The sequence below is a fragment of the Streptomyces sp. P9-2 genome, assembly GCF_051903975.1.
GTDB lineage: Bacteria > Actinomycetota > Actinomycetes > Streptomycetales > Streptomycetaceae > Streptomyces > Streptomyces cellulosae.
In genome coordinates this window covers 313,739-326,559 of the sequence record NZ_CP192634.1, presented here as the reverse complement: position 1 = coordinate 326,559, position 12,821 = coordinate 313,739, and the positions used below count along the sequence as shown (strand labels likewise).

Annotated in this window: 11 protein-coding genes; 9 read left to right on the top strand and 2 right to left on the bottom strand. The window is 73.9% G+C overall.

Going from position 1 to position 12,821, the window contains the following annotated elements:
• Window positions 1-67: 67 nt before the first annotated feature.
• From ACQY0Z_RS34110 to ACQY0Z_RS34085, 6 genes are all read left to right on the top strand, one after another.
• Window positions 68-832 (top strand): ABC transporter ATP-binding protein, encoded by a 765-nt coding sequence (locus ACQY0Z_RS34110; protein WP_347224506.1) that lies wholly within the window; start codon window positions 68-70, stop codon window positions 830-832.
• A gap of 3 nt (window positions 833-835) precedes the next feature.
• Window positions 836-3,364, top strand: a complete 2,529-nt coding sequence (locus ACQY0Z_RS34105) for an FtsX-like permease family protein (protein ID WP_439813496.1) — start codon at window positions 836-838, stop codon at window positions 3,362-3,364.
• Between the two features lie 164 nt (window positions 3,365-3,528).
• Window positions 3,529-4,800 carry a sensor histidine kinase gene (locus tag ACQY0Z_RS34100; RefSeq protein WP_439813495.1) on the top strand — a complete coding sequence of 424 codons (1,272 nt, stop codon included), beginning with the start codon at window positions 3,529-3,531 and terminating at the stop codon, window positions 4,798-4,800.
• Window positions 4,788-5,441, top strand: a complete 654-nt coding sequence (locus ACQY0Z_RS34095; protein ID WP_367450478.1) for a response regulator transcription factor — start codon at window positions 4,788-4,790, stop codon at window positions 5,439-5,441. The genes ACQY0Z_RS34100 and ACQY0Z_RS34095 overlap by 13 nt, the downstream gene beginning before the upstream one ends.
• A gap of 367 nt (window positions 5,442-5,808) precedes the next feature.
• On the top strand, window positions 5,809-8,292 hold the full coding sequence (locus ACQY0Z_RS34090) for an ATP-dependent Clp protease ATP-binding subunit (RefSeq protein WP_028958836.1): 2,484 nt from the start codon (window positions 5,809-5,811) through the stop codon (window positions 8,290-8,292).
• 23 nt (window positions 8,293-8,315) lie between these two features.
• Window positions 8,316-8,708: a DUF2267 domain-containing protein gene (locus ACQY0Z_RS34085; protein WP_019525714.1), complete on the top strand. Its 393-nt coding sequence runs from the start codon at window positions 8,316-8,318 to the stop codon at window positions 8,706-8,708.
• An 89-nt stretch (window positions 8,709-8,797) separates the two neighbouring features.
• On the opposite strand, the gene ACQY0Z_RS34080 is transcribed toward ACQY0Z_RS34085, so the two are convergent.
• A complete protein-coding gene (locus tag ACQY0Z_RS34080; protein WP_254587967.1) occupies window positions 8,798-9,340 on the bottom strand; it encodes a DoxX family protein in 543 nt (180 codons plus the stop codon).
• A 128-nt stretch (window positions 9,341-9,468) separates the two neighbouring features.
• Here ACQY0Z_RS34080 and ACQY0Z_RS34075 point away from each other — a divergent pair, with 128 nt between their 5' ends.
• Complete coding sequence (locus ACQY0Z_RS34075; RefSeq protein WP_189899985.1) at window positions 9,469-9,795, top strand: nuclear transport factor 2 family protein; 327 nt, start codon at window positions 9,469-9,471, stop codon at window positions 9,793-9,795.
• A 37-nt stretch (window positions 9,796-9,832) separates the two neighbouring features.
• Here the strand turns inward: ACQY0Z_RS34075 and ACQY0Z_RS34070 are convergent, their stop codons facing one another.
• Window positions 9,833-10,231 (bottom strand): winged helix-turn-helix transcriptional regulator, encoded by a 399-nt coding sequence (locus tag ACQY0Z_RS34070; RefSeq protein ID WP_189899987.1) that lies wholly within the window; start codon window positions 10,229-10,231, stop codon window positions 9,833-9,835.
• Between the two features lie 94 nt (window positions 10,232-10,325).
• Here ACQY0Z_RS34070 and ACQY0Z_RS34065 point away from each other — a divergent pair, with 94 nt between their 5' ends.
• The gene (locus ACQY0Z_RS34065) at window positions 10,326-11,171 is read left to right on the top strand and encodes an SDR family oxidoreductase (protein WP_189899989.1); all 846 of its coding nucleotides are present in this window, start codon (window positions 10,326-10,328) and stop codon (window positions 11,169-11,171) included.
• Window positions 11,172-11,485: 314 nt separating this feature from the next.
• Entirely contained in the window at window positions 11,486-12,694 is a 1,209-nt protein-coding gene (locus ACQY0Z_RS34060; RefSeq protein WP_254587964.1) for a S8 family peptidase, read from the top strand.
• The last annotated feature ends 127 nt before the right edge of the window (window positions 12,695-12,821 follow it).

Here is a 12,821-nt window from a genome sequence, read left to right as displayed (position 1 = left end):
CGGCGGCTCGCGGCAGCCCTAACGTCGGGGAGGTCCCGAGGAACCGCACCCGGAAGGCCTTCCGACCATGCCCCTGATCCCGGACGGCATCGCCGTCGCCCTCGAGCGCGTACGCAGGACGTACGGCGGCGGCCGGCCCGTCGTGGCGCTCGACGACGTGAGCGCCGTGTTCCCGCGCGGCACGGCGACCGCCGTGATGGGACCCTCCGGGTCCGGCAAGTCCACCCTGCTGCACTGCGCGGCCGGACTGGACCGGCCGGACTCGGGGCGGGTACGGATCGGCGCCACCGACCTGTCGTCCCTGTCCGAGAGGAGACTCACCGAACTCCGGCGCGCCCGCGTCGGCTTCGTCTTCCAGGCGTTCAACCTGGTCGGCGCCCTGGACGTGGAGCAGAACATCCTGCTGCCGTCCCGGCTCGCGGGTGTGCGCCCCGACCCCGCCTGGGTCGACGAGGTCGTCGGGCGGGTCGGTCTCGGGGACCGGCTGCGGCACCGGCCCGCCCAGCTCTCCGGCGGCCAGCAGCAGCGCGTCGCCATCGCCCGCGCGCTGGTCACCCGCCCCGAGGTGATCTTCTGCGACGAACCCACCGGCGCCCTCGACACCCGCTCCGCGGCGGCCGTCCTGGACCTGCTGCGGTCCGCGGTCGACGCGTACGGCCAGACCGTCGTCATGGTCACCCACGACCCGGTCGCCGCGTCCTACGCCGACCGCGTCCTGATCCTCGCCGACGGGCGGATCGTCCGGGACATGGAACGCTCCGGCGCCGAGCGGATCGCCGAACAGCTCGCCCTGCCGGGCCACCGCCGGCCCGTCGCGACCCGGGAGGGCTGACGCGTGCTCCGGCTGGCAGCGCGGACGCTGCGCCACCGCAAGGGCGGCTTCCTCGCCACCTTCGTCGCCCTCGCCGCGGGCGTCGCCGTCCTCATGACCTGCGCGCTCCTCGTCGAGTCCGGGTGGCGGCACCAGGGCGACCCGCACCGCTACGGCGCGGCCGTCGCCGTGGTCGCCGACCGCGACCTCACCGTGGACGGGCCGACGGTGCTCGGCGAGACCGAGCGCACCACCGTCCTCCTGCCCGAGCGGGGCGGCGTCCCCGAGAAGGTGGCCGGTGAACTGGCCGACGTGCCCGGCGTCGCGCGTGCGGTGGGCGACCGGAGGCTCGTCGTCGTGACGACCGCGGCCCCCGAACTGCCCACCACCGGCCACGGCTGGTCGAGCACCGCTCTCGCCCCGCACCGGCTGCAGTCCGGACGGCCGCCGCGCACGGACGGGGAGATCGCCGTCGACGCCCGGCTGGCGGACGGCACGGGCCTCGCACCCGGAGCCACCACCGAGGTGGTCACCGGAGGGGTGAGCCGCACGTACGAGGTGAGCGGGGTCGTCGCCGCGAACGGCACGGTGGGCGGGCGGGCGGCGCTGTTCTTCACCGACGCGCACGCCGCCGCCCTCGACCCGCGCCCCGGCCGCTACGACGCCGTCGGCGTGCTCACCGCGCCGGACGCCGGCCGGGACGCCGTCCTCGCCTCGGTGCGGCGCATCGCGGAGGCCGCCGGCGCCACCGCGTACACCGGCGAGGACCGCGGACTCGCCGCCGAGCCCGACAGCGCCGCCGCCCGCTCCCTCGCCCTCGGCGCCGGGGCCGCCTTCGCCGGGTACGCGGCGGCCGTCGTCGGCTTCGTCGTCGCCGGCACCGTCGGTCTGTCCGTACGCCACCGGCGGCGCCACCTCGCCCTGCTGCGGGCCGTCGCCGCCACTCCCGGCCAGGTGCGGTCGATGCTGCTCGCCGAGGCCGGGCTGCTCGCCCTGCTGGCGGGAGCCGTGGGCGTCCCCGCCGGACTGCTCGCAGGCCACCAGACCCGCGACGCGCTGGTCTCCCGTGGCTTCCTCCCCGACGACTTCGCCGTCCGGGGCGGCGCCCTGTCCGCGGCGGCCGTCGTCGTGACCGTCGCCGTCGTCGCGCTGCTGTCCACCTGGATCGCCGCGCTGCGGGTCACCCGCATCCGGCCCACCGAGGCGCTCGGCGAGACGGCGGTCGAACCCACCACGGGGGGCCGGGTACGCCTGATCTGCGGCGTGTCCTGCGCGGCCGGTGCACTGTCGCTGACGGCGCTGACCGGCGCCACCGACGGACAGACGGCGCTGGGCGCCGCCATGGGGATGCTCTACCTGTTCGTCCTGGGCGTCGCCCTGCTGGCCCCCTGGATCAACCAGACGGCGGCCCGACTGCTCGGGCCCGTGCTGCGCGCGGTATGGGGCGACAGCGGCTACCTCGCCGCCGCCAACCTGCGTGCCAACGCCCGCGGGATGGTCGCCGTGCTCACCGCGCTGGTGCTGTCCGTGGGGCTCGGCGGCACGGTGTGGTTCCTCCAGGACAACCTGGAGCGGCAGACGGTCGTGCAGAGCCGCGAGGGCGTCCTCGCCCAGTACGCGCTCACCTCCGGCGCCGGACTGCCCGCCTCCGCCGCGGCCGAGGCGCGCCGCATCCCCGGCGTGGTCGCCGCGACCGGCGTGCGCCGCACCTCCGTCGTCGTGCCCGACCGGCTCGAACCGCAGACCGTCCCCGCACAGGGCATCGACCCGCTGGGCGCCGACCGCACCCTGGACCTGCGGATCCGCTCCGGCAGCCTCGACGACCTCCGTGAGGGCGCCGTCGCCGTCTCCACGGCCCGCGCCGACGCGGCCGGCTGGAAGGTGGGGGGCAAGGCCCGGCTGTGGCTCGGCGACGGCACCCCCGTCACCCTGCGCGTCGTCGCCCTGTACGAGCGCGGCTGGGGCTTCGGCGACGTCACGGTGCACCGGAGCACGCTCGACGGCCACACCGTCACCGGCCTGGACGACCGGGTGCTGGTCCGCACGGCTCCGGACGCGGATGCGGAGGGTGCCCTCACCGAACTGGCCCGCCGCTGCCCGGGCGGCCAGATGGTGGACACGGCCCGCCTGACCGGCGAACTCGCGGAGGACGTGGCGGTGAGCGGCTGGCTCAACAAGACGCTGGTCACCGTCCTGGTCGGCTACGCGATCCTGGCCGCCGCCAACACCCTCGTCATGGCGGCACTGTCCCGCACCCGGGAGCTGTCCCTGCTCCGCCTGGTCGGGGTCACCCGGGGTCAGGTGAAGCGGATGGTCCACGCCGAACAGGCGGGACTGCTGGGCGTGGCGCTGCTGCTCGGCGCGGCGATCGCCGGGGTCACCCTGACGACGATCGTCCGAGCGGTGACGGGAGCGGCGGTGCCCCATGTCCCGGCGGTGGGCTGGGTGGTCCTCCTGGGCGGAACGGCGGCGCTGGCGCTGCTGGCGACGCTGGTTCCGGTGGGCCGTGTGCTGAGGACGGCGGGGGTCGAGGGGATGGGCGTGCGGGAGTGAGGGCGGTTGGTGGCGCCGGCGGGCGTGGGGGTCCGGGCATGCCCGCCCGCACCCGCTCCCGTGCCCGCACCCTCGTCCCCACCCCCACCCCCGAACCCCCGTGCAGAGGGCGGCCAAGCAGGCTGCCGACCCCGCGTTCTATCCTCCGTGCCTGGGAGGTGCGGATGGTGGTGACGCACGACCGTCCGTCGGACGGACGACCGGGGTGGCGGCGGGCGTCGGCCGTCCGCGCCCGGGCCGCGTTGGACGCGCTCGAGCATCTGCTCGGAGGACTGGGCACCGCCCTCCTTGCTCTCCTCGTCACGCTCTGGCTCGCCCTCACCGCGGCGGCCTGCCTCCTCGGAGTCGGCCTCTGGCTGCTGCCGTCCGCCCTGCACGCGGTGCGTGCCGTCGCCGACCGGGAGCGGGGCCGGCTCTCCCGCTGGGGCCCCGAGATCGTCGGCCCGGCCCCCGCGCCCCACGGGCTGCGGGCCATGCTCGGTGACCGGGCCGCCCGCCGTGAGGTCCGCTGGGTGGTCACCCACGCGCTCCTCGGCCTGTTCCTCGGGCTCGTCGGGGCGACCCTGCCGCTCAGCGCGGCGCACGACGTCACCTTCCCGCTGTACTGGACGTTCCTGCCGGAGAGCGAGGCCGCGTCCGCCGTGGGCTGGTGGACCGTCCGGGACTGGCCCGGCGCCCTCGGCGTCAGCGCGGTCGGTGTGGCCCTGGTCGGCGTCATCGTGTTTTGCGCGCCCGCCCTCGCCCGGCTCCAGGCCTGGCCCGGACGCCGGCTGCTCAGCCCCGACCCGGGCACCGACCTGGTCCTGAGGGTCGCCGAGCTGACCGCCACCCGTGCCGCAGCCCTGGACGCCCACGTCACCGAACTCCGACGCGTCGAGCGGGCGTTGCACGACGGCACGCAGAACCGCATCGTCGCCGTCACCGTCCTGCTCGGCGCCGCCCGGCGCGCCCTCGCCCGCGACCCGGAGGAGGCCGCGGCCGTACTGGACCGAGCCCAGGACGCCGCCGAACAGGCGCTCACCGAACTGCGGGCGGTCGTCCGCAGCATCCTCCCGCCGGTCTTCGCCGACCGCAGCCTCCCCGACGCCCTCACCGCGCTCGCGGCCGGCTGCCCGGTGCCGTGCCGCGTCGACGCCGACATGCCCACGCGCTGCCCGGCGGCGGTCGAGGCGACGGCGTACTTCGCGGTCGCCGAGGCCCTCACCAACATCGCCAGGCACAGCGGCGCGGGCGAGGCGCGGGTCGCCGTCCGCGTGGCCGGCGGGCTGCTGCACGTGGAGGTCCGCGACGACGGCCACGGCGGCGCCGGTGAGCACGGCGGCACCGGGCTCACCGGTATCCGCCGCCGCGTCGAGGCCCACGACGGAACACTGGAACTGGCCAGCCCTCCCGGCGGCCCCACCACCCTGAAGGTGACCCTGCCATGCGGATCGTGATCGCCGAGGACGACGCCCTGTTGCGCGAGGGGCTGGCGCTGCTGCTGCGCGCCGAGTCCCTGGACGTGGTGGCGACGGCGGAGGGCCCCGCCGCGTTCCTCGACGCCGTGGACGCGGAACGCCCGGACGTCGCCATCGTCGACGTACGGATGCCGCCCACGCACACCGACGAGGGCATCACCGCCGCCGTGGAGGCGCGGCGGCGCCTGCCGGGCCTCGCGGTGCTCGTGCTGTCCGCGTACGTCGAGCAGGCCTTCGCCACCGACCTGCTCGCGCAGGGCAGCGCGCGGCTCGGCTATCTGCTGAAGGAGCGGGTGGGGCGGGTCGAGGAGTTCCTGGAGGCGCTGCACCGCGTGGCGGACGGCGGCACGGCTATCGACCCGGAGGTCGTCGCCCAGCTGCTGACCCGCTCCCGGCCCGACACCTGCCTGGAGCGGCTGAGCCCCCGCGAGCGGGACGTGCTCGCGCTGATGGCGGAGGGCCTCGGCAACGCGGCCATCGCGGAACGCCTCGTCGTCAGCGACGGAGCGGTGCACAAGCACATCCGCAACATCTTCGCCAAGCTCGACCTGCCGCCCACCGACCGCACGGACCGCCGCGTGGCAGCGGTCCTCCACTTCCTGGAGAACACCCGCACCTGACGCCCTCGCCGCCCGAGGAACGCGCCCGAAAGGGGCGCGGGGAACTGCGTGACCAGCCACGAACTGCCCGCACTTGCCGGCGGCCCCATGCCGCGGTTCCAGCAGAACACCGGCCGTCCGACCCTTAGGGGCGCGGGGAACTGCGCGAGCAGCCACGAACTGCCCGCACTTGCCGGCGGCCCCATGCCGCGGTTCCATGAGAACACCGGCCGTCCGACCCCCAGGGGCGCGGGGAACTGCGCGAGCATCCACACACCACCCGCATGCGGAATGCGATGCCGTAGCCCCGTGAGCCTCCCACCCACATGGGTACACGGGTGACCTGTGCCACAACACCGCAGCGTGAGCAGCGAAAGAGGTGGACCACATGACCTCCGGCTTCGGCTTCGGCCCTTCCCCCTTCGAGGGCTTCGACGACCTTTTCGCCCGTTTCTTCGGGCAGAGCCCGGTCTCCACCCGGCGGCCACGCCAGGTGGACGTCGGCAGCCTCCTTTCCGAACGGGCCCGTGAGCTCGTCGTCAGGGCCCGTGGCATCGCCGCCGCGGAGAAGGCCGAGGAACTGGACTCACGGCACCTGCTGGCCGCCGCCCTCGACGTGGACACCACCCTCCGCATGCTCACCGAGGCCGGCGTCGACGTGGACCGGCTCCGTGAGCGCCTCGGCACCGGCCCCGCACTGGCCGCCGACTCGGCCCAGGCGGGTCCGGAGGAGCTGTCCCCGTCCGCGAAGCGGGCGCTGCTGGACGCCTACCAGCTCTCGCGGCGGCTGGGCACCTCCTACATCGGCCCCGAGCACATCGTGCAGGCCCTCGCCGACAACCCGGAGTCGTCGGCGGGACGCGCCCTGTACGAGGCGGCCGGCGGCCGGGCGGCGGACATCCACGCGCCGAACGCGTCGGGCGAGCAGCAGCGCAGGCCGAGCAGCACCCCGACGCTGGACGAGTTCGGCCGGGACCTGACCGAGCAGGCCCGGGCCGGCAAGCTCGACCCGGTGATCGGCCGGGACGAGGAGGTCGAGCAGACCATCGAGGTCCTCTCCCGGCGCAGCAAGAACAACCCCGTCCTCATCGGGGACCCCGGCGTCGGCAAGACCGCCATCGTCGAGGGCATCGCCCAGCGCATCACCGCCGGGGACGTGCCCGCCACGCTGGAAGGCAAGCGGCTGGTCTCGCTGGACCTGGCGGGCATGGTCGCGGGAACGAAGTACCGCGGCGAGTTCGAGGAACGGCTGAAGAAGCTGCTGGACGAGGTCGGCGAGCACGGCGACGAGCTCGTGCTGTTCCTGGACGAGCTGCACACCGTCGTGGGCGCCGGCGGGGGCGGCGAGGGCGCCATGGACGCCGGGAACATGCTCAAGCCCGCGCTCGCCCGCGGCGAACTGCACCTCATCGGCGCCACCACGGTCGACGAGTACCGCAAGCACATCGAGAAGGACGCCGCCCTCGAACGGCGCTTCGCCCCGATCCTGGTCGGCGAGCCGACCGTGGACGACACGGTGGAGATCCTGCGCGGTCTGCGCGACCGCTACGAGGCCCACCACCAGGTCCGCATCCTCGACGAGTCCCTCGTCGCCGCCGCCGAGCTGTCCGACCGCTACATCACCTCCCGGTTCCTCCCCGACAAGGCGATCGACCTGATCGACCAGGCCGCCGCCCGCGTCCGGCTGCGGGCGAAGAGCACCCCGGCCGACACCCAGGAAGTGGAGGACAAGCTCGCCGCGCTGCGACGGGAGAAGGACCAGGCGGTCGCCGAGGAGGACTACGACCGCGCCAAGAACCTCCGCGACACCATCAAGGAGACCGAGCAGGAGCTGGCGAGCGCACGCGACCAGACCCGGGACAGCACCGAGCCCAAGGTCACCCCGCAGGACATCGCCGAGGTCGTCTCCCGCACCACCGGCATCCCGGTCGCCCAGCTCACGCAGGAGGAACGCGAGCGGCTGATGCAGCTGGAGGAGCACCTCCACCAGCGGGTCGTCGGCCAGGACGAGGCCGTCACCGCCGTCGCCCGCGCGGTGCGCCGGGCCCGGGCCGGCATGGGCGACCCCAACCGGCCGGTGGGCTCCTTCCTCTTCCTCGGCCCCACCGGCGTCGGCAAGACCGAACTCGCCCGCGCGCTCGCCGCCGCGCTCTTCGGCGACGAGGACCGCATGGTCCGCTTCGACATGAGCGAGTTCCAGGAGAAGCACACCGTCTCCCGCCTGGTCGGTGCCCCGCCCGGGTACGTCGGCTACGAGGAGGCCGGCCAGCTCACCGAGAAGGTGCGCCGCCAGCCGTACACGGTGCTGCTCTTCGACGAGATCGAGAAGGCGCACCCGGACGTCTTCAACGCGCTGCTGCAGATCCTGGACGACGGCCGGCTCACCGACGCGCAGGGCCGCACCGTCGACTTCAAGAACACCGTGGTCATCATGACGTCGAACATCGGCGCCGACCGCATCCTCGGCGCCGGGGTCGACGACTACGCGAAGGTGCGCGAGTCGGTCATGCCGGTGCTGCAGCAGCACTTCCGCCCGGAGTTCCTCAACCGCATCGACGAGATCATCGTCTTCCGCGGCCTGGAACGCGCCGAACTGCGGCAGATCGTCGACCTGCTGCTCGAGCACACCCGCCGCCGGCTCCACGCCCAGGACATCACCCTGGACATCACCGACGCCGCGGCCGACCTGCTGGCGGACATCGGCCACCAGCCCGAGTACGGCGCCCGGCCGCTGCGCCGCACCATCCAGCGCGAACTCGACGACCGTCTGGCCGACCTCCTGCTCTCCGGCGCACTGAGCCCCGGCGACCGGGCCCGCGTCGACGCGGCCGACGGCAAGCTCACGATCAACGCCGTGACCGACGAATCGTGACGTCCCCCCGGAGGTGACGAAGGATGCAGCAGCACGAATTCCTCGCCCGCGTACGTGAGCTGGGTGAGTACGACAGCCAGGACGAGGCCGAGAAGGTCACCGAGGCGGTCCTCCAGGTGCTGGCCCAGCGGATCAGCCCCGGCGAGGTCGACGACCTCGCGTCCCAGCTCCCCGGCTCCCTGGGGAAGACCCTGAGCGAGGCGAAGCCGCAGCAGGCCGAGAGCTTCGGCATCGAGGAGTTCTACCGCAGGGTCGCCGAACGCACCGGCGCCCGCCCCCGCACGGCCCAGTGGGACGCCAGCGCCGTCCTCACGACGGTGGCGATGGCGATCAGCGGCGGAGAACTCAACCAGATCCTGAGCCAACTCCCGTCCAGCTACGCCACGCTGTTCGGCAAACCGGAACTCGCGGAGTAGAAACGCCCTTGAGGGGCAACACCCTCAGAAGCGCGGGGAACTGCGCGATCAACCCCGAGCAGCCCGCACCCCCCCAACCGTCACCCGCCCTACTCGAAAAGCGCCCCCTGCTCCCCCTCGCGCGCCTTCCGCAACCGCCGGCTCCGCGCCCCCACCGCCATCGCGGTCACCGCCGCCGTCACGCCGAAGGCGGCCGGCACCATCCACCCCCGGTCGACGGCATGCCCGAGCAGATGGTCGAGGGAGAGCCGTCCGGGCCCGGCGACGGCCAGTCCCGCCGCCGTCAGCCCCAGCGAGGCCGCGTACTCGAACCCGCCCTCCTGGTTGAAGAACCCGTTCGGCGCGTGCACCGCCGACGCGCCCGCCATCGCCCCGGCGGCGGCCGCACCCGCCGCCGGTGTGGCGAGGCCGAGCGCCAGCATCAGCCCGCCCCCGGTCTCGGCGACACCGGCGGCCGTGGCGCTGACCTTGCCGGGCGCGTACCCGATGGACTCCATGAACTGGCCGGTGCCCTCGATGCCGCCACCGCCGAACCAGCCGAACAGCTTCTGCGTGCCGTGCGCCGCGAGCACCCCGCCGGTTCCCAGCCGGAGCAGCAGCAGTCCCAGGTCACGCCGGTCGTAACAGGTCACGTCGTCTCCCCGTGCACGGTGGTCCGGTCCGACCACCGTCGCACCGTCACCGCGCGCCCGGCCCGTCACCGGCGCCGAACGGGTGACGCGGGTGGCGGGGCCCCCGCACGGGTACGACCCTGGCAGGCATGACCATTCAGATCACCCGCCTCAGCGACCCCGCCGTACGCGCCTTCGTCACGGCCGTGAACAACCACGACCGTGAGGGCTTCATGGCCCTGCTGGCGCCCGGCGCCACCATGGCGGACGACGGCACCGAACGGGACCTCGCCGACTGGACCGACCGGGAGATCTTCTCCTCCCACGGTCACATGGAGGTCGAGAACGAGTCCGACGGCGGCCGTCGCCTCGTCGCCCGCTACAGCAACGACATGTACGGCGAGATGCGCACCACCTGGTCGTTCACCGTCGACGACGAGGGCCGCATCACCCGCTTCGAGACCGGCCAGGCCTGACGCCCCGCCAGGCGCGCCCCAGGCGCCCGCCGGCGCCTCACGGACGGGGACGGGACGGGTCCGCGTCGTACGCCCGCCGTGCCTCCTCGACCCGGCCCAGGTGGGCCGTGCCCCACTCGGTCAGGTGCGCGAAGAGCGGCGCCAGGCTGAGGCCCAGCTCGCTGATCTCGTACTCCACCCGGGGCGGCACCTCGGGGTGGTACGTGCGCACCACCAGACCGTCCCGCTCCAGCTGCCGCAGCCGCTGGGTCAGCACCTTCGGCGTGATGGTGCCGATGCGCCGTTCCAGCTCGACGAACCGCTGCCGCCCGTACGTGTGCAGCGCCCACAGCACCGGGGTGGTCCAGCGGCTGAACACGATGTCGACCACCGGGCTCACGGGGCAGGCGAACTCGGGCCCGCTCGCCGTGGTCGTCGCCCGCCTCGTTCCGGCCATGCGCACCCCTTCAGGGAAGTAACTATCTCCTAGGTACCTACTATATTCAGGCTGTTAGCGTCCCCACCACACCGAGACAACAGGGGAGTTGTTCATGTTTGTGGTGACCGGGGCAACGGGGAACGTCGGCCGGGAGCTGGTGCGTTCCCTCGTGGAGGACGGCGCGTCGGTGACGGCGACGTCGAGGGGGATCACGGCGGACCATGTGCCGGACGGCGTACGGCCGGTGCGCGCCGACCTGACCGACGCCGGCAGTCTTCGCGAGGCGTTCGAGGGCGCGGACGCGCTGTTCCTGCAGAACGGGGGCGCCTCCGCGCATCTCATCGACCCGCAGGAGATCGTCGCCACGGCGAAGGCAGCCGGCGTCACCCGCATCGTGCTGCTGTCCTCCCAGGGCGTGGCGACGCGGCCGGGTTCGGCGTCGCACGGCGTGGTGGCGCGGGCCGTGGAGGACGCCGTACGGGAGTCGGACGCGCACTGGACGATCCTGCGTCCGGGAGGGTTCCACTCCAACTCCCTGGCGTGGGCGGGCGCGGTGCGGTCCGCGCGGACGGTCGCCGCGCCGTTCGGCGACACAGGGCTGCCGCTGATCGACCCGGCGGACATCGCCGAGGTCGCCGCCGCCGTCCTGCGCGACGGAGCGCCGGGCGGCCGGGTGATCGAGCTGACCGGCCCGGCCCTCGTCACCCCGCGCGAGCAGGCGGCGGCCATCGGGGAGGCGCTCGGCGAGCCCGTGCGGTTCGTGGACCTGCCGCGCGCCGAGGCCCGGGAGCAGATGCTGCGGTTCATGCCGGAGGAGGTCGTCGACACGACGCTCGGCATCCTGGGGGAGCCCGCCGAGGACGAACTGCGCCCCGGCCTCGGCGTCGAGGACGTCCTCGGCCGTCAGCCGCGAGCCTTCGCCGACTGGGCGAGGCGGCACGCGGCCCTGTTCCGCTGACCGACCGCCCCGAACGACCGTTCCGTTACCAGCGGGTATGAAACGCGCGCCCCGTGAGGATCGGGTGACGGAACGGTCACGAATCTCGCGCACGCGCTGGTTGGCGTGTTCAAGCACCGCGCTCAGCTCGGGTTTCGCGGATCGGTTGGCTCGGACTTGGGCGGACGTTGTGGAGATCGGCCGCGCCACGGCGTCCGCCGCTCCCGGCCACCATTGATCTGAACGCGACACGTCGTCAGTCTTCTCGTCAGCCTCCGCGTCTCGTCATGCCGGAGGTCAACCCCCCACACCACCCGACGAGGAGACCCCTCTTCATGACGCACCGGAAGCGCACCACCGCACTGAAAGTCACCGCCGCCGCCTGCGCGGTGACCGCCGCGAGCACGGCAGCCCTGCTCGGGGCTTCGTCCGCCCAGGCCCAGCAGCCCGCCGAGGGCACGGTCCACGGTCTCGGCGCCGCGAACTCCGTCAAGGGCAGCTACATCGTCCTCCTCGAGCAGGAGACGACGTCCGCCGACAAGAAGGAACTGGCCCAGGAGTACGGCGGCAAGCTCAGCCGGTCCTACGGCGCGGCCCTGGAGGGCTTCTCCGCCGACGGGCTCAGCGCGACCGAGGCGAAGCGCCTCGCGGCCGACCCGTCCGTCGGCGCCGTCGTCGCCAACCGCACCTACCGGACCACCGCGACCCAGGACAACCCGCCGTCCTGGGGCCTGGACCGCATCGACCAGCAGGACACCGCGGGCGACAGCAAGTACACCTACCCCGACCAGGCGGGCGAGGGCGTCACCGCGTACGTCATCGACACCGGCGTGCGGATCACGCACGAGGACTTCGAGGGCCGCGCCGGCCACGGCTTCGACGCCGTCGACAACGACGACAGCGCCGACGACGGCAACGGCCACGGCACGCACGTCGCCGCCACCATCGCGGGCGCCGACCACGGCGTCGCCAAGAAGGCCAAGGTGGTCGCCGTGAGAGTCCTCGACGACAACGGCTCCGGCACCACCGAGCAGGTCGTCGCCGGCATCGACTGGGTCACCGAGCACCACGAGGGCCCGTCCGTCGCCAACATGAGCCTGGGCGGCGCCGCCGACCCGGCGCTCGACGCGGCCGTGCAGAAGGCCATAGCCTCCGGCGTCACCTTCGCCGTCGCCGCCGGCAACGAGTCCGCCGACGCGGGCCAGGGCTCGCCCGCCCGCGTGCCCGAGGCGCTCACCGTCGCCTCCAGCACCGAGGACGACGCCCAGTCGGACTTCTCCAACTTCGGCGAGTCCGTCGACCTCTACGCGCCCGGCTCCGACATCACCTCGGCCTGGAACGACAGCGACACCGGAACCAAGACCATCTCCGGCACCTCGATGGCCTCCCCGCACGTGGCCGGCGCCGCCGCCGTCTACCTGGCGGCACACCCCGACGCCGACCCGGCCGCCGTCGCCAAGGCGCTGACCGACGGCGCCACCGCCGACGCGATCAGCAACCCGGGCACCGGCACGCCGAACAAGCTGCTGAAGGTCACCGAGTAGCGGCCACATCACGGACGCGGGCGCCGTCCGGCGCGGGGGGCCGCAGGGGAAACGTTCCCCTTGCGGCCCCCCGTACGTCCCGGTATGACAGCCCGTGTCCACGGCCCCGCCGGAACGAGTGGCCCGG